The 20,069-nt window shown below is 36.8% G+C and carries 19 protein-coding genes; all 19 read left to right on the top strand.

Features of this window, described 5'->3' with window-relative positions; translation table 11 throughout:
- Positions 1 to 245 precede the first annotated feature (245 nt).
- The 19 genes from dpaA (at position 246) to AC3G7N_RS15640 (ending at position 20,020) form a co-directional block, all read left to right on the top strand.
- Positions 246 to 1,130 (top strand): dipicolinic acid synthetase subunit A, encoded by an 885-nt coding sequence (dpaA, locus tag AC3G7N_RS15730; protein ID WP_489423111.1) that lies wholly within the window; start codon positions 246 to 248, stop codon positions 1,128 to 1,130.
- Complete coding sequence (dpaB, locus tag AC3G7N_RS15725) at positions 1,127 to 1,729, top strand: dipicolinate synthase subunit B (protein ID WP_489423110.1); 603 nt, start codon at positions 1,127 to 1,129, stop codon at positions 1,727 to 1,729. Before dpaA ends, dpaB begins: the two co-directional genes overlap by 4 nt.
- A gap of 86 nt (positions 1,730 to 1,815) precedes the next feature.
- Positions 1,816 to 3,039, top strand: a complete 1,224-nt coding sequence (gene dapG / locus AC3G7N_RS15720) for an aspartate kinase (RefSeq protein WP_489423109.1) — start codon at positions 1,816 to 1,818, stop codon at positions 3,037 to 3,039.
- Positions 3,040 to 3,108: 69 nt separating this feature from the next.
- On the top strand, positions 3,109 to 3,978 hold the full coding sequence (gene dapA, locus AC3G7N_RS15715) for a 4-hydroxy-tetrahydrodipicolinate synthase (protein ID WP_489423108.1): 870 nt from the start codon (positions 3,109 to 3,111) through the stop codon (positions 3,976 to 3,978).
- Between the two features lie 94 nt (positions 3,979 to 4,072).
- On the top strand, positions 4,073 to 4,807 hold the full coding sequence (locus AC3G7N_RS15710) for a ClpP family protease (RefSeq protein WP_489423107.1): 735 nt from the start codon (positions 4,073 to 4,075) through the stop codon (positions 4,805 to 4,807).
- On the top strand, positions 4,804 to 5,013 hold the full coding sequence (locus tag AC3G7N_RS15705; protein WP_489423106.1) for a YlzJ-like family protein: 210 nt from the start codon (positions 4,804 to 4,806) through the stop codon (positions 5,011 to 5,013). The genes AC3G7N_RS15710 and AC3G7N_RS15705 overlap by 4 nt, the downstream gene beginning before the upstream one ends.
- Before the next feature lie 282 nt (positions 5,014 to 5,295).
- A complete protein-coding gene (locus AC3G7N_RS15700) occupies positions 5,296 to 7,569 on the top strand; it encodes an FtsK/SpoIIIE family DNA translocase (protein WP_489423105.1) in 2,274 nt (757 codons plus the stop codon).
- Between the two features lie 143 nt (positions 7,570 to 7,712).
- On the top strand, positions 7,713 to 7,865 hold the full coding sequence (locus AC3G7N_RS15695) for a hypothetical protein (protein WP_489423104.1): 153 nt from the start codon (positions 7,713 to 7,715) through the stop codon (positions 7,863 to 7,865).
- A 161-nt stretch (positions 7,866 to 8,026) separates the two neighbouring features.
- A complete protein-coding gene (locus AC3G7N_RS15690) occupies positions 8,027 to 8,752 on the top strand; it encodes a GntR family transcriptional regulator (RefSeq protein ID WP_489423103.1) in 726 nt (241 codons plus the stop codon).
- A gap of 99 nt (positions 8,753 to 8,851) precedes the next feature.
- Positions 8,852 to 9,958 (top strand): BMP family lipoprotein, encoded by a 1,107-nt coding sequence (locus AC3G7N_RS15685; RefSeq protein ID WP_489423102.1) that lies wholly within the window; start codon positions 8,852 to 8,854, stop codon positions 9,956 to 9,958.
- An 800-nt stretch (positions 9,959 to 10,758) separates the two neighbouring features.
- On the top strand, positions 10,759 to 12,294 hold the full coding sequence (locus tag AC3G7N_RS15680) for an ABC transporter ATP-binding protein (RefSeq protein WP_489423101.1): 1,536 nt from the start codon (positions 10,759 to 10,761) through the stop codon (positions 12,292 to 12,294).
- The gene (locus tag AC3G7N_RS15675) at positions 12,284 to 13,330 is read left to right on the top strand and encodes an ABC transporter permease (protein WP_489423100.1); all 1,047 of its coding nucleotides are present in this window, start codon (positions 12,284 to 12,286) and stop codon (positions 13,328 to 13,330) included. Before AC3G7N_RS15680 ends, AC3G7N_RS15675 begins: the two co-directional genes overlap by 11 nt.
- Positions 13,331 to 14,290: an ABC transporter permease gene (locus AC3G7N_RS15670; RefSeq protein WP_489423099.1), complete on the top strand. Its 960-nt coding sequence runs from the start codon at positions 13,331 to 13,333 to the stop codon at positions 14,288 to 14,290.
- 149 nt (positions 14,291 to 14,439) lie between these two features.
- Positions 14,440 to 15,720, top strand: a complete 1,281-nt coding sequence (yfmF, locus tag AC3G7N_RS15665; protein ID WP_489423098.1) for an EF-P 5-aminopentanol modification-associated protein YfmF — start codon at positions 14,440 to 14,442, stop codon at positions 15,718 to 15,720.
- A gap of 5 nt (positions 15,721 to 15,725) precedes the next feature.
- Positions 15,726 to 17,009: an EF-P 5-aminopentanol modification-associated protein YfmH gene (gene yfmH / locus AC3G7N_RS15660; RefSeq protein ID WP_489423097.1), complete on the top strand. Its 1,284-nt coding sequence runs from the start codon at positions 15,726 to 15,728 to the stop codon at positions 17,007 to 17,009.
- A 9-nt stretch (positions 17,010 to 17,018) separates the two neighbouring features.
- Complete coding sequence (gene ymfI / locus AC3G7N_RS15655) at positions 17,019 to 17,735, top strand: elongation factor P 5-aminopentanone reductase (protein WP_489423096.1); 717 nt, start codon at positions 17,019 to 17,021, stop codon at positions 17,733 to 17,735.
- An 85-nt stretch (positions 17,736 to 17,820) separates the two neighbouring features.
- Complete coding sequence (locus AC3G7N_RS15650) at positions 17,821 to 18,084, top strand: DUF3243 domain-containing protein (protein WP_489423095.1); 264 nt, start codon at positions 17,821 to 17,823, stop codon at positions 18,082 to 18,084.
- 179 nt (positions 18,085 to 18,263) lie between these two features.
- The gene (locus AC3G7N_RS15645) at positions 18,264 to 19,055 is read left to right on the top strand and encodes a DUF3388 domain-containing protein (RefSeq protein ID WP_489423094.1); all 792 of its coding nucleotides are present in this window, start codon (positions 18,264 to 18,266) and stop codon (positions 19,053 to 19,055) included.
- 17 nt (positions 19,056 to 19,072) lie between these two features.
- On the top strand, positions 19,073 to 20,020 hold the full coding sequence (locus AC3G7N_RS15640; protein ID WP_489423093.1) for a helix-turn-helix domain-containing protein: 948 nt from the start codon (positions 19,073 to 19,075) through the stop codon (positions 20,018 to 20,020).
- Positions 20,021 to 20,069: the final 49 nt, after the last annotated feature.

The following is a 20,069-nucleotide window of genomic DNA, read 5'->3' as shown; positions in this document are numbered from 1 at the left end:
ACGGTGATAGCCACGCTTTTTTATTTACTGGGTTTTGTCCCAGCCTCTTTTTTCTTTTCCTTTTTTCTACTGAAAGCATAAAGTATCAGAGGAACTTGGTAAAAGATAAATTTTCACATGGCTATTAAAGACAAGGTGAATAACAAGTTTTTTCTAATAATACTCACTTACCAACGTGATACACATAAGCTATAAGGAAATGATTTCAAAATTGGTTTTTGTATAACAAGGAGTGTATATCGCATATGGGTTATTTAATAGCAGTGATTGGTGGAGATGCCAGATATATTGAATTAATACGTCAATTACAACAACTAGACAATACCACTATTTGCTTAATTGGATTTGATAAATTGGACCAAGGTTATACAGGTTTAAAGCAAATGGAATTTTCTGAGCTAGAACCAGGGCAATTGGATATGGTTATTCTACCTGTCACTGGTACGGATAATAAAGGAAAGATTGATCCAGTTTTTTCCGATCAACCGATTTTTTTAACAAAGGAATGGGTTCAACAATTAAAAAGTTCTGTTTCCATTTTTACAGGAATTACAAATGATTATTTAACCTCGATAACATCTGAAGCGAATCGTCGTTTAGTGAAATTATTTGACAGAGACGATATCGCAGTTTATAACTCCATTCCAACGGCTGAAGGAACAATTATGATGGTAATAGAACATACTGATTTTACCATTCATTCCGCGAATGTTCTTGTGGTTGGCTATGGCCGCGTTGGGAAAACAATTGCGAATAAATTCGCTGCTCTAGGTGCCAAGGTTTCTGTTTGTGCCAGAAAAAATGAAGATTTGGCGCGAATAACAGAAATGGGATTTAATGCTATTCCACTCAATCAACTTCCAAGTAATACGGTTGATTGTGACATATTAATTAATACCATACCGGCTCGTGTAATCACAAAAGAGTCCATTCAATATCTACCATCACATGGATTAATCATTGACTTGGCATCCAAACCAGGCGGAACAGATTTTGAATATGCTGAACAACGTGGAATTCAAGCCATATTGGCTAAAAGTTTACCTAGTATTGTTGCACCTAAAACTGCTGGTAGAATCTTAGCTGATGTGATTAAACAGTTTATTACTAGCAAGGAGGAAAAAGAATGACTTTAGAAGGAAAGCGAATTGGTTTTGGAGTTACAGGTTCTCATTGTACGTATGATCAGGTGTTTCCACAAATTGAGAAACTAATGAAGGCGGGTGCAGAGGTTGTTCCAATTGTAACGTATACAGTACGAACTACAGATACAAAATTCGGTAAAGCGGAGGATCATATTGAAAAAATCGAGTCCATAACAGGCAAGAAGGTAATTTCTACAATGCCTGAAGCTGAACCATTAGGGCCAACTGCACCACTTGATTGTATGGTTATTGCCCCGCTAACAGGTAATTCCATGAGTAAATTCGCGAATGCACTTACAGATTCGCCTGTATTAATGGCAGCAAAAGCGACAATGAGAAATGGGAAACCGGTTGTTTTAGGTATTTCCACGAATGATGCATTAGGCCTAAACGGTGTTAATCTAATGCGACTAATGGCTAGCAAGTATATTTATTTCATCCCTTATGGCCAGGATGACCCTTATAAAAAGCCAAATTCACTCGTATCACACATGGATCTGCTAGCTGACACTGTAGAATCAGCACTGCTTTTTGAACAAATTCAGCCAGTTATTGTACCCTACCAAAATAATGGGGAAAGTTAAGCGTACTCTGAGCCTTTTCGAAGGCAACAATACAAATAGTGCAAAGTCTAATAAAAAATAAATGGTTGTAAAATAGAGGTGTTTTGATGGCAATCTTAGTTCAGAAATATGGAGGAACCTCATTACAATCACCTGCTAGCATTTCCAAAGTAATTTCCCATATTAAGCAGGCAGTTAAAAAGAACTATAAATTGGTAGTAGTAGTTTCAGCATTAGGGCGCATGCCCGATCCTTACGCTACAGATACGTTACTGGGACTTATTAATCAGTCAATTCCACTCCATAAGAAACGCGAAACCGATTTATTATTGTCTTGCGGGGAAACAATTGCTAGTGTGGTTTTATCAAATGAGTTGCAAAATAATAATATAAGTTCTGTTGCACTTACAGGTGCGCAAGCAGGAATTATGACTACATCCGAATTTACACAGGCAAAAATTAAAAGTGTGAATACTAGGCGCGTATTAAATGAATTAGATAACTATGATGTAGTCGTTGTTGCGGGTTTTCAAGGACAGACGTCCACTGGAGAGATAACCACAATTGGTAGGGGAGGCAGTGACACCACTGCCGCCGCTCTTGGGGTGGCACTTAACGCAGAAAAAGTCGAGATTTTCACAGATGTTAATGGAATCATGACAGCAGATCCACGCATGGTCAAATCTGCCAGGCAATTAAAAATTGTTACGTATACAGATATTTGCAATCTGGCATATCAAGGCGCTAAGGTAGTTCATCCAAGGGCTATAGAACTCGTAATGCAGGCAAATATACCGCTACATGTTCGTTCTACCTATTCAACTGAAGATGGAACATTGGTGACAAATTCAAGCATTAAGGAAATACCTGATCATTTAATTACAGGAATTGCCCATATGCCTTCTGTTACCCAAATCAAAATTAAAACTAGAGAAGAAATGTATCGTCTTCAATCAGAAGTTTTCAAGGTTTTGGCAGACGCGGGGATTTCAGTTGATTTTATTAATATATCCCCAACTGGATTGCTTTTTACTATCCCTAAGGTCTATACACAATCTGCATTAGACCAAATCATAAATTTAGGATTTAACCCTCAAGTGATTGAGAATTGTGCGAAGGTTTCAGTAGTTGGAGGCGGCATGATGGGGGTTCCTGGTATTGCTTCTAAGATCGTGCAGGCACTTACTGAAAAGGGAATTCAAATCTTACAATCGGCTGACAGTCACACGACAATTTGGGTACTCATTCATGAGAAGGATCTAACGAAGGCAGTTAACGCACTGCATGATACGTTTCAGTTAGGACTAACATTAGAGCCAGGTATAAAATAGATAGTTTTTTTACACGGAAGGAAACTATAAAACTTCTAAGGAAAGAAGTAAAAGAAAAGGTGATGATGAATGAATTTCGGCAACGTACTAACAGCTATGGTGACTCCATTTAATCCGCAAGGCCGTATAGATTTTCAGGAAGTTACAAATTTAGTGGAATACTTATTAAATAATGGAACTGAAGGATTGGTAGTAGCTGGAACCACTGGAGAATCACCTACTTTATCCACGGAAGAAAAAGTTGCTTTATTTATCCACGTTGTAAAAATTGTAAATAAACGAGTGCCGGTCATTGCAGGTACTGGGAGTAATGATACAGCAGGATCGATTGCATTAACAAAACAAGCTGAGGATAGTGGTGTCAGTGCAGTTATGCTAGTAACCCCATATTATAATAAACCGAGCCAAAAAGGCCTATATCAACACTTTGAGCAAATAGCTAATGCGACGAAGTTACCCGTAATGCTTTATAACATTCCGGGTAGGTCTGCTATAAACATGAATGCGGATACTATTGTTAAACTTAGTCAAGTCGAAAATATTGTATCAGTAAAAGAAGCGAGCGGTGATTTAGATCAAGCTTCCACAATTATCGAAAAAACTTCTTCCGATTTTAGCGTATACTGTGGTGATGATGGGTTAACATTACCAATGCTCTCGATTGGAGCTTTAGGTGTTGTATCAGTCGCTTCGCACATTATTGGTACTGAGTTAAATAAGATGGTACAAGAATTTAAGCGAGGTCATGTAAAAGAAGCAGCAGCGATTCATAGAAAGCTTCTTCCTGTTATGAATGGATTATTTGCATATCCTTCACCAACACCAGTAAAATATGCTTTACATCAGAAGGGGATTGATTGCGGTGGTGTTCGCTTGCCACTTGTATCATTGTCCAAGGATGAACAAACAAAAATTTACGACATACTAAAGGGTTTTTAAACTACCAACAATTTGTTGGTAGTTTTTTTAATAAGAAAACATCCACTTGTTCATACTATTTCTTATAGGATTAAAACAAGAGGAGTGTTCGTAAATGAATAGCGATACATCAATGGAAAAAGATAAAAATCAAAATCAAGATGAGGAAAACAAATCATCTCTAGTGGAAAAAATTCAGCAGTTGGGCCAATCGAATGTTCCACAAGCCCCTGATTCAAATATTCATGTCTTGACAATTATTGGTCAAGTCGAGGGTCACATACAATTACCGCCACAAAATAAGACGACGAAATACGAACATCTTATTCCGCAACTAATTGCAATTGAACAAAACCCAAAAATCGAAGGCGTTATTATTTTACTTAATACTGTTGGGGGGGATGTCGAAGCTGGACTAGCATTGTCAGAAATGATAGCATCAATATCAAAGCCAACAGTATCAATTGTATTAGGTGGAGGACATTCAATTGGTGTCCCAATAGCAGTTTCGACAAACCATTCTTTTATCGTTCCATCGGCTACGATGATTATTCATCCGATACGTTTAACAGGTATGGTAATTGGTGTACCACAAACTTTTGAATACCTGGATAAAATGCAAGACAGAGTGATTAATTTTGTTATTGATCACTCTAAAATTAAAGAAGAAAAGTTTAAAGAACTCATGTTTGCAAGAGGTAATTTAACGCGAGATATTGGTTCAAACGTGGTTGGTGCTGATGCGGTAGAATATGGATTGATTGATGCTGTCGGTGGTGTAAAGGAAGCAATGATAAAAGTAAGTGAACTCATTAACCAGACTAAACAAAAGGGGAGTGATACGGAATGATCTTATATACACCGATGGTTGAATCTGATGTCTTTCCGAATCAGGATAATAGTTCAAATCGGACGGTAATAACACATCAAGACAGATCCGTTTATGTCGAAAAAAAACAAGATGGAAGTTATCAAATTGTTCAACTGTTATCGACAGACCCAAAAGACTTCATGGATCCACAATATCAACCAGGTTCGATTCTATCATCACCTTAAAGTTGTTGCAATTTGACGAGCAGTAAAGTCCCCACTTCAAAAATTGAGGTAAGACTGAGAATATCGGGTGGGGATAACTGTCCGTACAAGCTAAGGTTGGTTCAACTAACATTCAGTGGGGAAGGAAACTATCACTGAATGAAGTTTCATTTAATCTGAGATTCCATATACAATCTATGCTATAATAGCGTTAGATACTGGATATTATTGTTAGGACCCTTGTCAAAGTTTGGCAGGGGTTTCATATTCAGTTTACATCGGATGGTATGTGGGGTGAAATTTATGGCTAAGAAACGAAAAAAAAAGAAAAAGAGTCAATTAAAGCAACAAGTGAAATTTGAATTATTAGGCTTACTTTTTATATTCATTGCTATTTTCGGTAGTGGAGCTGGCATTATCAGTGATGGGGCAATCCCAAGTATACTAGAAAACATATTTCAGTTCTTTTTTGGAATCTGGTATTTTATAGCATCATTACTGTTACTATTAACTGGTCTATTTTTAATTATTAAAAGAAGGTACCCTGATTTTTCTCACAAGAAAATGACTGGATTTTATATTATTCTTATAGGCATTTTGCTCTTAACCCATATCCAAACATATGAGATGTTATTAATAAGATCTAATGATACATCCATTATTAGATCAACATGGAGTAACTTTTTCACGTATGTAAATGGCCCTGGTGAGCTGGCTCAAACCGGTGGCGGTATAATTGGAGCAATCTTATTTTCGTTCTGTTACTATTTATTTTCATCGATTGGGGCAAAAATTGTAGCTATTTTTTCCATGATGATAGGGATCATATTTTTGACTGAATTTTCGTTAGGTGATTTTTCCGCTAAGATTTGGTCAAAATTGAAGGCATTCTTAGGAAATAGCAAAGCGAAAGTAAAGGAAAATAAAAAAGCGAAAAATGAGACAGATGAAAAACTAGAGATTAAAAATGATCAACCTCAACAACAAGAGGTAATCCACGATGAGCCTGTCATACAGGATTTCACTGACGTGGCATATTCTTTTGATCAAAGAAAACAAACTGAAGGAAAGCCAAAAGAAACAAACGAAAAGGAAACTGAGACGGACTTTACAAGTTCAATGCCAATGACTGAACCTGAAAACTACGAGTATGAATTACCATCACTTGACTTACTTGCTGAACCAACTCACAACTCGCAACAGCATGAAAAATCTCATATACAAGCTACTGTTAGAAAGTTAGAACGTACATTTACGAGTTTTGGAGTTAAAGCAAGAATTACGAAGGTTCATGTGGGGCCGGCAGTTACAAAATATGAAGTATACCCAGAAGCTGGCGTGAAAGTGAGTAAGATTGTAGGTCTACATGATGATCTTGCTCTCGCATTAGCTGCAAAGGATATTCGGATTGAAGCACCAATACCAGGAAAGTCTGCTGTAGGCATCGAAGTTCCTAATAAGGAAGTAGCAATGGTTTCTTTACGAGAGGTAGTCGATACTACTCTAACTAAGCAGTCTTCAAAACTGTTATTCGGTTTAGGAAGAGATATATCTGGTGATGCGGTTGTTGCGGAATTAAACAAAATGCCACATTTACTAATCGCTGGTGCTACCGGAAGTGGTAAAAGTGTATGTGTAAATGGAATTATTACTACAATTCTGATGCGGGCTAAACCTCATGAAGTGAAAATGATGATGATAGATCCTAAAAAAGTAGAATTAAATGTATATAATGGGATTCCACATCTACTAGCACCTGTTGTTACGGATCCGAAGAAGGCTTCAAGAGCCCTGAAAAAGGTTGTATCCGAAATGGAAAGAAGATATGAATTATTCTCAGATACAGGCACACGTAATATTGAAGGGTATAACGAATATATACGTAAATATAATCAAACTTTAGAAGAAGAAGAAGAGAAACAACCAAATCTTCCATACATTGTAGTACTTGTTGATGAACTGGCTGATTTAATGATGGTTGCTTCTAGTGATGTTGAAGATGCTATTACTAGATTAGCACAAATGGCACGTGCAGCAGGAATTCATCTCATCATTGCCACTCAACGTCCTTCTGTTGACGTTATAACTGGAGTCATAAAAGCAAATATACCATCAAGAATTGCATTTAGTGTTTCCTCGCAAACAGACTCAAGAACTATTTTAGATTCTGGGGGTGCTGAAAAGTTATTAGGACGAGGCGATATGTTATTTATGCCAACTGGTTCATCTAAACCTACACGTGTCCAAGGTGCATTTTTATCTGACGAAGAGGTTGAACGAATTGTTGATCATTGTATTGAACAACAAAAAGCTTCCTATCAGGAGGAAATGATTCCCGAGGAAACTAGTGAAGTAAAGTCTGAGGTGGACGATGAGCTATATGACGATGCTGTTCAACTCATAGTGGAAATGCAAACCGCCAGTGTCTCTATGCTGCAACGTAGGTTTAGAATTGGTTATACAAGAGCGGCGCGATTAATAGATGCAATGGAAGATAGAAGTATAGTAGGTCCATACGAAGGTAGTAAGCCAAGATCGGTATTACTATCCAAATCATCAGAAGAAAAACTTTCTTAAATAAGAAAAGCTCTGGGCGCCTTGAAAGAGACGACAAGCGTAAGCAGAGGGTGCAGTGTGGGCGCTTTACTCGCGCGGAAGTAAACTGCTTATGTCTCGAGTGCCTAGGTGCTGGAGCTAGACATATAATCGCTTTCTTTGCTTTGAACAAAAGCGGAAGTGCCCGGTTATTGCCGTATGACCTGGACGTGGCTGATAATGTACCTCGCTTATCTACAGTGTTTCAAATTTATGCAGCAAATAATCGGACGGTGCTGGCAGTCCTGCCAGCACCGTCCGATTTTGTTATGAGTTAAATGACTGAAAATGTAGAAAAGCGTTAAACTTTTTTGAGAAATTTGACCTATAGTGTTTATTTATCATTTTAAAAGTGTTATATTTATTTCGGACAAAAGAGTCACACGTCAGATGTCAGATCTCTTTTATCACTAGTAAGATTGTCAAACAGGGGGTCACTATGTCGATCAAAACCGATTCACGTCATCTATACTTACAAGTTATCGAAGAAATTAAGCGCGATATTCAGCAGGAGAATTACAAAGAAAAAGAAAAGCTTCCATCTGAATTTCAACTATCAAAACAATTAGGAGTGTCACGTGCGACTTTACGAGAAGCATTACGTATTTTGGAAGAAGAAAATGTTGTGACCCGTAAACATGGTGTTGGAACCTTTGTAAATCCAAAACCAATTTTTTCTTCAGGTATCGAACAATTAAACAGTGTGACGTTAATGATTGAAAACTCTGGTAGAATTCCTGGCTCACAATATTTATCCACAGAGCTATTAGAGCCAATGGAAGAAGATAAAATAAGATTTTCACCAAAAGAAATCCATACAATAGCACAAATTGAACGAGTCAGAACAGCAGATAATGATCCCGTCGTGTTTTGTATTGATAAGGTTCCCGAGGGAATAATACCTTTAGAACGTGTACATAAAGAGGATTCTCTATTTAAGTTAATTGAAGAATATTCCCATAAAAGAATTACGTATGCGGTTACGTATATCGAACCGATTGGTTATCATGATCGTATTTATGAAATATTAAATTGTGATCCTGATCAGTCTTTATTACTTTTGAAACAAATGCATTATACGGAAGAAGATGAACCAATATTATATTCCGCTAACTACTTCCGGTCCGATGTATTTAGCTTTCATGTATTAAGGAAACGTATGTAAGGGGTTTCATTTTTTTAGGGAGGTGGTTGTTAACGCAACTGGATACGCGTTTAGTCTGATTATAGTCATAATTAACTACTAAAATAGGGGGTATTTAGATTGAAAAATCGTAAATTTTTATTACTGTTTGCTATGTTGTTAAGTCTAGGAATAATTTTAGCAGCTTGTGGGGATTCAGGTGAAAAATCAGAGAGTTCTGGAAGTGGTTCTGATGACAATAAGTCTGAGGAATCTGGCGATTATAAAGTAGGTATGGTTACAGATGTTGGTGGAGTGGATGATAAATCATTTAACCAATCAGCATGGGAAGGACTGCAAGCCTGGGGCGAAGAGCATGGTTTCGAACAAGACACAAACTTTGATTACATTCAATCAAACGAAGATGCGGACTATATGCCTAATATTACCCGCCTAGTTCGTGATGATTATAATTTAATCTTTGGAATCGGATATAAGTTAAATGATGCTATCAGTAAATCTGCAGAACAATTTCCTGAAACAAAATTTGGGATTGTGGACTCTGTTGTAGATCAGCCAAATGTTGCAAGCATTACATTTAAAGAGCAACAAGGATCTTTCTTAGTTGGTGTTGCTGCTGCAAAGAAAACAAAAACAAATAAAATTGGTTTCATTGGTGGAACCGATTCAGAACTAATTAACAAGTTTGAATCCGGTTATATCGCTGGTGCTAAATCAGTAAATCCCGATATTGAAGTTAAAGTGCAATATGCAGGAGCATTTGATGCCCCAGATGATGGTAAGTTAATTGCTTCAAGCATGTACAATGACGGGATTGATGTAATCTATCATTCATCAGGCGCTACTGGAAACGGTGTTTTTGCTCAAGCAAAAGATATTAAACAAAATAACCCAGATAAAGAAATATGGGTAATTGGTGTTGACCGTGACCAATATGACGAAGGTCAAATTGGTGATTATAACGTGACGCTAACATCAATGGTTAAACGTGTTGATCTTGCAGTTCAAGATGTTGCTAATCTAGCTATGAATGGAGAATTTCCGGGTGGAGAAGTTCTTGCATATGGTTTAGAAGATGATGCTGTTTCTGTTGCGAAAACAAACAAAGAGGCTTTAACAGAGGAAATCATCAAGGCTATTGAAGAGTGGAAAGAGAAAATTGTAAGTGGCGAAATTGAAGTTCCAAAAACACGTGAAGAAACAAAAGCATATGTAGAAGCACTATAGAAAGTTAAAAGGCTGGATATGTCCAGCCTTTTATCTAGTTCCAGCGCCTAGCCCGCCTGAGGTTTTAAGTCAAATCTCTTTGTGATAAAAACCATCACTTAGAGATTCGTCTTAAACTTGCTGAGGCTGACCAAGACGCTTGCGCTTTTCTTACTGTTTTAATAAAGGCTGTTTTCTGAAAGATTGTTGTTTTTGACACAAAATCTATAAACTGCGACGTATAGGCTGGGTTGTTTTCCGCTGCGGGCAGTCGCTTTCCGCGGGCGGCTGGTGAGCCTCCTCGTGCTCGTCGTGTTGCGAGTTAATTCAGTGTTGTTGCACTCCTCGCAAAAAAGGATTGCTGCCGCACTGCGGAGTCTCACCTATGCCTAACCTCCCGCAGGAGTCGACTGCCCTCCGCTCCAATCAACTGCCACAAATTGCAGGCTGCCTATATGATATAAGCAACCAAATAAATTGAAATTGTTAAGCAGAATTCTAGTGAAGGAAATCTACGGAGACTCCTGCGGGAAGCAAGAGATCGGCGAGACCCCGCAGGACGGCAGTCCGAGGAGGCTCGACACTCGCCCTAAGGTGCGCGTAGTGGATTTCCGGAACGGTTGTCCAACCAAATTACTTACGTCGCATTTTATATCAACTTCGGTGGTATGAGCAACAAACTATACGAAAACAGCCTTAATAAATAAACAGATTGAAAGTCTTCAAATGAAGAGGAGAATGTTCCGGCCCTTTTCATTTGGAGATCTTTCAAGGCAACATTAATTTATAGAACCGCATTTTTAATAGGGGGAGTGAAAAATTTGGATTATGTAGTAGAAATGCTTAATATACGAAAAGAATTTCCAGGCATTGTCGCTAATGATAATATTACAGTCCAAGTAAAGAAAGGTGAAATTCATGCATTGTTAGGTGAAAATGGTGCAGGAAAGTCAACCTTAATGAATGTTTTATTTGGACTGTACCAGCCGGAAAAAGGTGAAATTCGTTATGATGGTAAAAGAGTGAACATTACTGATCCTAACGTTGCAACTAAATTAGGTATTGGGATGGTTCACCAGCATTTTATGTTAGTAGATAACTATTCGGTAACAGAAAATATTATTCTAGGAAGCGAACCAACAAAAAATGGAAAAATTGACATTAAAAAGGCTGAAAAAGAAGTTCAAGAGCTTTCAGACAAATATGGACTGAAAGTAAATCCAACAGCTAAGATTCGGGATATATCTGTTGGTATGCAACAGCGCGTGGAAATATTAAAAACGTTGTATCGTGGTGCAAATGTTTTAATTTTTGACGAGCCAACAGCGGTATTAACTCCCTTAGAAATTAAGGAACTAATTGACATTATGCACTCGCTAATTAATGAAGGAAAATCTATTATTCTTATTACGCACAAATTAAAGGAAATTATGCAAGTTTGTGATAGATGTACTGTAATTCGTAAAGGTAAAGGTATTGGAACTGTTAATGTGAGTGAGACGAATGTAACAGAGTTAGCTTCCTTAATGGTGGGTCGTGAGGTTAATTTTACAACAGAAAAAAAACCTGCAAAACCAGCGAATGTTGTTTTGGAAATCAATAATTTAAATGTGAAGGATTCTAGAAATATCAATATAGTAAAAGATTTAAATCTAGAGGTTCGTGCAGGTGAAATTGTTGGCATTGCAGGTGTAGATGGGAATGGACAAACTGAATTAATTGAAGCCATAACGGGATTAACGAAATCCCAGTCAGGCTCAGTAAAAGTTAACGGGAAAAACATTACCAACTTTAAACCACGAAAGGTAACAGAAAGTGGCGTCGGACACATTCCACAGGACCGTCATAAATATGGTTTAGTACTAGATTTTCCGGTAGCTGAAAACATCGTATTACAAACTTATTACCAGAAGCCATATTCCAAAAATAATGTTCTTAATTTTAAGGAAATCTATATAAAGGCGAATGAATTGGTCGAAGAGTATGATGTACGAACTCCAAGTGTTTACACGAAAGCACGGGCACTCTCAGGAGGAAATCAGCAAAAAGCAATTATTAGTCGAGAAATAGACCGATCTCCAGATTTACTAATCGCTGCTCAACCTACAAGAGGTCTTGATGTAGGTGCGATTGAATTTATTCATAGTAAACTAGTGGAAGAACGGGATAAAGGAAAAGCGGTTTTACTAGTTTCTTTTGAACTAGATGAAGTATTAGATGTAAGCGATCGAATTGCGGTAATGTTTGATGGGAAAGTTGTAGCGAATGTCAAACCAGAAGAAACAAATGAACAAGGGTTAGGTCTGCTAATGGCTGGAAGTACGAAAACAGAGGCAGGTGATAAAGATGACATCTAACAAATTATTTAACATTTTAGTACCCGTAATATCTGTAATTCTTGGCTTGTTTTCAGGTGCTATTCTTATGCTGGTTTTTGGTTATAATCCAATAGAAGGTTATCTTGCACTTTGGAATGGCGCGTTTGGTGATTTGTACTTTATGGGTGAAACAGTTAGACAAATAACACCATACATTTTAACCGGATTAGCCGTTGCTTTTGCTTTCCGTTCAGGACTGTTTAATATCGGTGCTGAGGGGCAAGTAATTGTTGGGTGGCTGGCAGCGGTATGGATAGGACTTGCTGTAGATGCACCCATTTATATTCATTTGCCACTTGCTGTATTAGTCTCAGCGGTTGCAGGTGGGCTATGGGGGTTTATCCCAGGTATACTGAAAGCAAAGTTAGGTGTTCATGAAGTTATCGTAACCATTATGTTGAATTATACGGCATTATATATAACGAATGCCGTTATTCGAAACATATTAACAGATTCAAAGGATTCAACTGAAACGATTCCAGCAACAGCGTCTATGGCATCCGAGTGGTTACAACAAATGACTTTTTACTCGCGGATGCATTATGGAATACTATTAGCATTATTTGCAGCATTAATTATGTGGTTCATCATTGAAAAAACTACTACGGGTTATGAGCTACGATCTGTTGGATTTAATCAACATGCATCTAAATATGCTGGAATGAATGTACAAAAGAATATCGTATTCTCAATGGTTATTTCTGGGGCTTTCGCAGGACTTGCAGGAGCAACTGAGGGACTCGGTACATTTGGTTATATGTCTGTACAATCAGGTTTTACGAATTTAGGATTTGATGGAATAGCTGTCGCCTTATTGGGTGCAAATACAGCAATTGGTGTTATTATTGCTGCTTGTTTATTTGGTATATTAAAAGTTGGTGCTTTAAATATGCCACTTGCGGCAGATGTACCTGCAGAATTAGTGGATATTATAATTGCAATTATCATTTTCTTTGTAGCATCAAGCTATATCATCAGATGGGCTATTCTACGCTTTAAAAAGGAGGGGAAATAAATGAACATTGTAGATCTATTACAATCAATTATTCCACCTGCATTATTCTTTTCAGCACCTCTTATTTTTACAGCGCTGGGTGGCGTTTTTAGTGAACGTTCCGGGGTAGTTAATATAGGACTTGAAGGATTAATGGTTATGGGGGCATTCGTAGGAGTTGTGTTTAACCTCACCTTTGCTGATACGTTAGGAATGTGGACTCCTTGGGTTTCCATTTTAGTAGCAATGGTTGTTTCAGCGATATTTTCACTTATTCATGCGGTTGCATCCATTACGTTTAGAGCAGATCAAGTAGTAAGTGGTGTAGCAATTAATTTTCTAGCTTTAGGTTTAGGAGTCTTCTTAACCAAGCAATGGTATGATAAAGGCCAGACGGATATGGTAAGCAAACCATTCTATACAACCGACATTCCATACCTAAGTGATATCCCTGTTTTAGGACCAATCTTCTTTCAAGGTATTTATTTAACATCTTATTTAGCAATTGCACTTGCTTTTGTAGCTTGGTACGTATTGTATAAAACACCATTTGGATTGCGACTGCGTGCGGTAGGTGAACATCCTATGGCAGCTGATACAAATGGAATAAGTGTGTATAAAATGCGTTATATTGCAGTACTTTTATCAGGGGCAATGGGTGGTTTGGGTGGTTCTGTTTTTGCATTAACCATTGCATTAAACTTTTCGCACGCAACCATTGTTGGTCAAGGTTTCATGGCGCTAGCTGCTGTTATTTTTGGTAAATGGCATCCTCTTGGAGCTATGGGGGCTGCATTATTTTTTGGTTTTGCACAAAGTTTAAGTGTTATCAGTGCAGGTATACCATTGTTAGAAGATGTACCACAGGTTTTCTTATTAATTGCTCCTTATGTACTTACCATTCTGGCGTTAGCTGGATTCATTGGCCGAGCGGAAGCACCAAAGGCTAATGGTGTTCCATATATTAAAGGTAGTAGATAAGATATAATAAACTGACTTGCTGAATACATGGCAAGTCAGTTTTTTTGCAATATTAATGGTATAAACGGTTAATACTATAGAACAGGACTGTAGTAGAGGATGTTCAAAGTAGTTTTGTCAAAAAATATTATACTATGGAGATGTATTTAATGAACCAAGTCAATGAAAAAGTGGTGAAATCAGGTGGACTTAGCGTTCACTTGGTGCCTAGCAAAAAGTTTAAAACCCTAAATTTTGTAGTTAAATTTAAGGAACCTTTAAATCGATCTACCATTACAAAGCGCGCAATTCTTCCATATATTTTGCAACAGGGAACAAATAAATTTCCAAATCGTAGTGAATTACAACAAAAGTTGGATGATTTATATGGTGCAGTTTTATCTATTGATGGGACTAAAAAAGGCGATTTTCATATTATCACGTTCCGCTTGGAAATTCCAAATCAACGTTTCTTGGAGAATGAGTCTGCGCTTATAGAGGACACTATTGAACTTTTAAATGAAATAATAAATAAGCCAAAAGCATCTGGAAATAGCTTTGATTCACCAATTGTTGAACGTGAAAAAGAAACATTAGAACGAAAAATTAGTTCAATAATGGATGATAAGATGCGTTACGCTAATATGCGTTTAATTGATGAAATGTGTGAGGATGAGCTATATCAAACCCACGTACATGGTTATTTAGATGATTTACCAGAGTTGAATGGTGAGAACCTGTTTACATACTACCAGTCAGTTTTAAAGGAAAACAGTGTGGATTTTTATGTATTAGGTGATTTTGAAGAAATTCAGATGACAAATGCAATTACAAAACATATTGGAAAAGGTCTTTCTTCAAACAAGTCCATCGAGTCAACGAGTGAAAAGAAGAAAAATAGTGAACGAAAAACAGTAACAGAGAAACAGAAATTACAACAGGCTAAACTTCATATTGGTTACCGAACGAATTGTACCTACAAAGATAAATTGTATTCCGCATTACAAGTATTTAATGGAATGTTTGGTGGATTTCCTAATTCAAAACTTTTCTATCACGTCCGGGAAAAAAATAGCCTCGCCTATTATGCAGCGTCCCGTATAGAGAGTCATAAGGGTTTATTATTCGTTTTCAGTGGTATTGCCCCGAAAGACTTTCAACAAGCTAAAGAAATCATGGATCAACAAATGGATGCAATGAAAAATGGCGATTTTACGGAAGGTGAAATCAGTTCCACAAAAGAATTAATTGTAAATCAGCTTCTAGAAACACTGGATCATCCACAAGGCATAATTGAAATGTTGTATCAACAGGTAGTAGCAAGTCATTCCTTATCACCCGATGATTTAATTTCAAATATACAAGCGGTTAGCAAGCAGGACATTCTTGATGTGGGTCAATCTATTGTGGAAGACACTACTTATTTACTTACAACTAAGGGAGAGGAGTAATCAAATTGTCTAAGAAAAAATATGATGATATAAACGAAGTATTACTAACAGAGAAGCTTTCAAATGGGTTAACCGTATTTTTGTTACCAAAACAAGAGCTATCCAAGACGTTTGCCATATTTTCAACGGACTATGGATCCATTGACCTTTCCTTTGTTCCGAGAAATAAACAGGACGCCATTACAGTTCCTGAGGGAGTCGCTCACTTCTTGGAGCACAAGCTATTTGAAAAAGAGGATCATGACGTATTTGCTGACTTTAGTAAACAAGGCGCTTCAGCAAATGCTTTTACGTCTTTCACGAAAACGGCATACTTATTTACTGCAACTAATTATATTGAGCAAAATGTAGAGACATTACTTGATTTTGTACAAGAACCTTACTTTTCAGACCAATCAGTTGAGAAGGAAAAAGGTATAATTGGTCAAGAAATCACGATGTATGATGACCAACCGGATTGGCGGGTTTTTATGGGTACTATTCAAAATTTATTTCATCATCATCCGGTTAAGGTAGATATTGCAGGTACAATAGAATCAATTGCTTCTATCACAAAAGAGGATTTATATGAATGTTACCAAACTTTCTATCATCCTGATAACATGACTTTGTTTATAGCAGGTAACTTTGATGAAGAAAAGATGATGGAACTTATTAAGCAAAATCAACTGTCCAAAAAATTCCCTCCATCAGATGAAATCAAACGTGTAATGCCAGATGAACCAAAGGAAGTATTTAAAAAAGAAACAACGATTAACATGCCAGTTTCTATACCGAAGTGTTCAGTCGGAATTAAAGGGACGGTGGATGAATTAGATAGCGACACCTTCTTAATAAACGATCTTGTGCAAGGTATGATAATAGATTTTTACTTTTCAGAAGGAGGTTCATTTTATCAGGCATTGTATCAGAAAGGTATAATTGACAATAGTTTCTATTTTGAAACAACGATTGAAAAGGGATTTGGGTATGCAATAATAGGGAGTAATACCTCAAAACCCGAAGAATTCGACAAACTTGTAAAAGAAATGTTGCTAAGTATCAAAGAAAAGAAGATAAGTGAAGCTGAATTTGAACGGATGAAGAAAAAGCAAATTGGGCAATTGTTGCGTGCCATGAACTCGATTGAGTTTATGGCGAAAAAATATATTCATTATCATACGATGGGAATTGATTTCTTAGAGATAATTCCAAGGTTACAATCATTAACATATGAAGAAGTTTCGTCATTTTTAAAGGATTGGATTAAAGAAGAGCAGTTAACTTCATTTAAAATTAAAGCAGAATAGGGAGATACAATGGGGAAAACCGTATTAATTGTTGGTGCAAGCGGCGATATTGGACTAGCTATTGCTAAACAATTGGCAAGTGAGGGATGCAGTCTTCTTCTTCACTATAATAAAAATAATGATGGATTTAAAAATTTACGAGAAAAGATAAACGAAGAATGCATTTTGTCAGAAATAAAAGCCGACCTTAGCCGTGCCGATGGAATTAAGTATTTTATAAGCCAGTTAGTGTTTTCCGTAGATGCAATTATCATTGCGAGTGGGAGAGCACATCATGCACTTTTCCAGGATAGTGAAGAAGATGTAATGGACGAAATGCTGACATTACATGTGAAAGCTCCTTGGATGATTGTTAACCATCTACTGCCTACTATGGTGCACAAGAAAAAAGGCACAGTTATTTTGATCACATCCATTTGGGGTAATGTTGGTGCAAGTAATGAAGTTTTATATTCATCAGTTAAAGGGGCGCAAAATAGTTTTGTGAAAGCATTAGCTAAGGAGGTTGCACCGAGTGGTATATCCGTTAATGCAATCAGTCCTGGATTTATTGATACTAAAATGAATCATCACTTTTCAGAGGAAGAAAAGCAAGCAATTGTCGATCAAATACCGGCGAATAGACCTGGGTCTCCCGATGAAATTGCCCATACAGTTCGTTTTCTAATGGACGAGAAGTCAACTTATATCCAAGGAGAAATTATTAATATTACCGGCGCATGGTAAAAATCCTTTTCTCTAACTTACATGTATAAAGTATTTAGATTTTCAAATACTATCTATGTAAAATAAGTTAAAAGGAGGATGTTTGATGTCTGTTTTAGATAATTTTGATACATGGAAAGAGTTTTTGTCAAACCGTTTGCAACAAGCCCAATCTGAGGGTATGAGTCAACAAGCGGTCAACAACGTAGCATATGAAGTAGGCGACTATCTATCGAAGAGTGTAGACGCAAAAAATAATGAAGAAGCTGTCTTAAGAGAGTTATGGACCGCTGCTTCAAAAGAAGAAAAGCAAGCATTGGCAAGTACAATGGTTAAACTTGTTCAAAACCAAGGTAATACACAACAGTAAATTATTTGGATGCAGATTAAAGAAGCTGATAACATGCAGCTTCTTTTCTTTTTTGTCATATAAGTCATATTCTTCTTTTCACAGAATCAAAAATCATTTATTATTATTTTAAAGATAGATTGCATTTACAGCTCTAATTAGGTAACATTAAAATAGCGTGTAACAAAAAGGAGCGTATTATGGAAAAAACAGAATGGTACCTTGAATATGAAATTCAATATAACCGTCCTGGTTTATTAGGTGATATCTCTTCTTTATTAGGAATGCTTTCCATTAATATTATTTCAATTAATGGTGTTGAAAATTCGAGACGAGGCATGCTTTTGTTATCTAAAAAAGATGAACAAATTACCCGACTAAGGTCAATTTTGGAAACAACTGAAACAATCAAAATCACCAAGCTTCGTAAACCAAAGTTACGTGATAAATTAGCTGTGAGACATGGCCGATATATACAAAGTGATGTCGATGACAAAAAAACATTTCGCTTTGTACGTGATGAATTAGGACTATTAGTTGATTTTATGGCAGAGTTATATAAAAAGGAAGGTCACAAATTAATTGGAATCCGCGGAATGCCAAGGGTTGGGAAAACGGAATCGATTGTGGCTGCGAGTGTTTGTGCGAATAAACGATGGTTATTTGTATCTAGTACATTATTAAAGCAAACGATTCGGAGTCAATTAATTAAAGATGAATACAATAGTGACAATATTTATATCATTGATGGAATTGTATCAACGCGTCGTGCTAACGAAAAGCATTGGCAATTAATTAGAGAAATAATGGCAATACCTGCTATTAAAGTTGTGGAACATCCAGATATGTTTGTAAAGTCCACTGAATATGAATTAAAAGACTTTGATTACATTATCGAACTGCGCAGTAATGAGGGTGAAGAGATTACATACGAACCTATAGAAAAAGAAAACGCATCAAATGAAAATGGTTTCTCGATGTTTGATTTTTAAATTGGATGGTGTTACTTATGGAAATTGGAACGAAATTAAAGGAAGCGCGTGTAGCACAAAATTTATCCCTTGAAAGTGTCCAGGAAACAACGAAGATTCAAAAACGATATCTAGTTGCTATTGAAGAAGGCAATTTTCATGTGTTACCAGGGAAGTTCTATGCTCGTGCATTTATTAAAGAATATGCTGCAGCTGTTGGACTAGATCCTAACGAATTATTAGATGAGTATAAAGAGGAAGTACCAGAAACAGAAGAAAAAAGCACGGAACAATATACACGAATTCAGCGCTCAAGAAGAGATTCAAATTCTTCGAGAGGTCCGGTGATTTTCTCTCTTTTTCCAACAATAATTGTTATTTTACTTATAATTGGTATCTTTTTTGCGGCTTGGTATTTTATCTCAAAAACAACGGGCAATGATTCAACAGATCCTGTGGACACTTCAGATGATAATGAAATTATATACGACCCTGGAGAAACAAACACTCAGGACAATCAAACATCTAATGAAGGCACTAATCCTGATGAGGGTAGTGAATCAACATCAACAGATGAAACGCCTTCAGATGAAGAAAATTCGGATACTTCTGCAGAGGATCCAGATACAGATGAGGAAGTCGAACCTACTTTGGATTTAGTGGAAGAAGGATCGGGCACAAGTCCGGAATCTACATTTGATCTAAACAATGCCAGTGAAGAAGTGGTAATATCACTCGAGTCTGATGCTAACACCTATCTTGCAATAACAAATGATAAAGAAAAACAATATTACGCAGGTTCTTTTTCTGCTGAAAATTCACCAAAAGAGATAGATGTTTCTGGCGATAAACGGATTTATTTTAATGTTGGAAATGCCCCCGCCCTACAAATTACAATTAATGGGGTCGAATTAGAATATCCTGTTGATGAAACAGAGAAGGTACATCAGAAAATATGGATAAATATTAATCAAACTGAAGAATAATAAGATGTGTTAAACCCTTCCCTTTAATTATTTGTGGAAGGGTTTACGT

The organism is Virgibacillus carmonensis, from assembly GCF_057836705.1.
Note: the sequence above shows the minus strand (reverse complement) of the source record. Positions and strands in the feature narration are given on the sequence as shown.

What these genes read in the sequence shown, in the direction of transcription:
- AC3G7N_RS15640 (WP_489423093.1), top strand. Translation starts at nt 19,073, where the DNA reads ATGGAAATTGGAACGAAATTAAAGGAAGCGCGTGTAGCACAAAATTTA.
- AC3G7N_RS15690 (WP_489423103.1), top strand. Translation starts at nt 8,027, where the DNA reads ATGTCGATCAAAACCGATTCACGTCATCTATACTTACAAGTTATCGAA.
- AC3G7N_RS15700 (WP_489423105.1), top strand. Translation starts at nt 5,296, where the DNA reads ATGGCTAAGAAACGAAAAAAAAAGAAAAAGAGTCAATTAAAGCAACAA.
- AC3G7N_RS15675 (WP_489423100.1), top strand. Translation starts at nt 12,284, where the DNA reads ATGACATCTAACAAATTATTTAACATTTTAGTACCCGTAATATCTGTA.
- dpaB (WP_489423110.1), top strand. Translation starts at nt 1,127, where the DNA reads ATGACTTTAGAAGGAAAGCGAATTGGTTTTGGAGTTACAGGTTCTCAT.
- dapA (WP_489423108.1), top strand. Translation starts at nt 3,109, where the DNA reads ATGAATTTCGGCAACGTACTAACAGCTATGGTGACTCCATTTAATCCG.
- ymfI (WP_489423096.1), top strand. Translation starts at nt 17,019, where the DNA reads ATGGGGAAAACCGTATTAATTGTTGGTGCAAGCGGCGATATTGGACTA.
- AC3G7N_RS15645 (WP_489423094.1), top strand. Translation starts at nt 18,264, where the DNA reads ATGGAAAAAACAGAATGGTACCTTGAATATGAAATTCAATATAACCGT.
- AC3G7N_RS15710 (WP_489423107.1), top strand. Translation starts at nt 4,073, where the DNA reads ATGAATAGCGATACATCAATGGAAAAAGATAAAAATCAAAATCAAGAT.
- dapG (WP_489423109.1), top strand. Translation starts at nt 1,816, where the DNA reads ATGGCAATCTTAGTTCAGAAATATGGAGGAACCTCATTACAATCACCT.
- AC3G7N_RS15705 (WP_489423106.1), top strand. Translation starts at nt 4,804, where the DNA reads ATGATCTTATATACACCGATGGTTGAATCTGATGTCTTTCCGAATCAG.
- yfmF (WP_489423098.1), top strand. Translation starts at nt 14,440, where the DNA reads ATGAACCAAGTCAATGAAAAAGTGGTGAAATCAGGTGGACTTAGCGTT.
- AC3G7N_RS15670 (WP_489423099.1), top strand. Translation starts at nt 13,331, where the DNA reads ATGAACATTGTAGATCTATTACAATCAATTATTCCACCTGCATTATTC.
- AC3G7N_RS15650 (WP_489423095.1), top strand. Translation starts at nt 17,821, where the DNA reads ATGTCTGTTTTAGATAATTTTGATACATGGAAAGAGTTTTTGTCAAAC.
- dpaA (WP_489423111.1), top strand. Translation starts at nt 246, where the DNA reads ATGGGTTATTTAATAGCAGTGATTGGTGGAGATGCCAGATATATTGAA.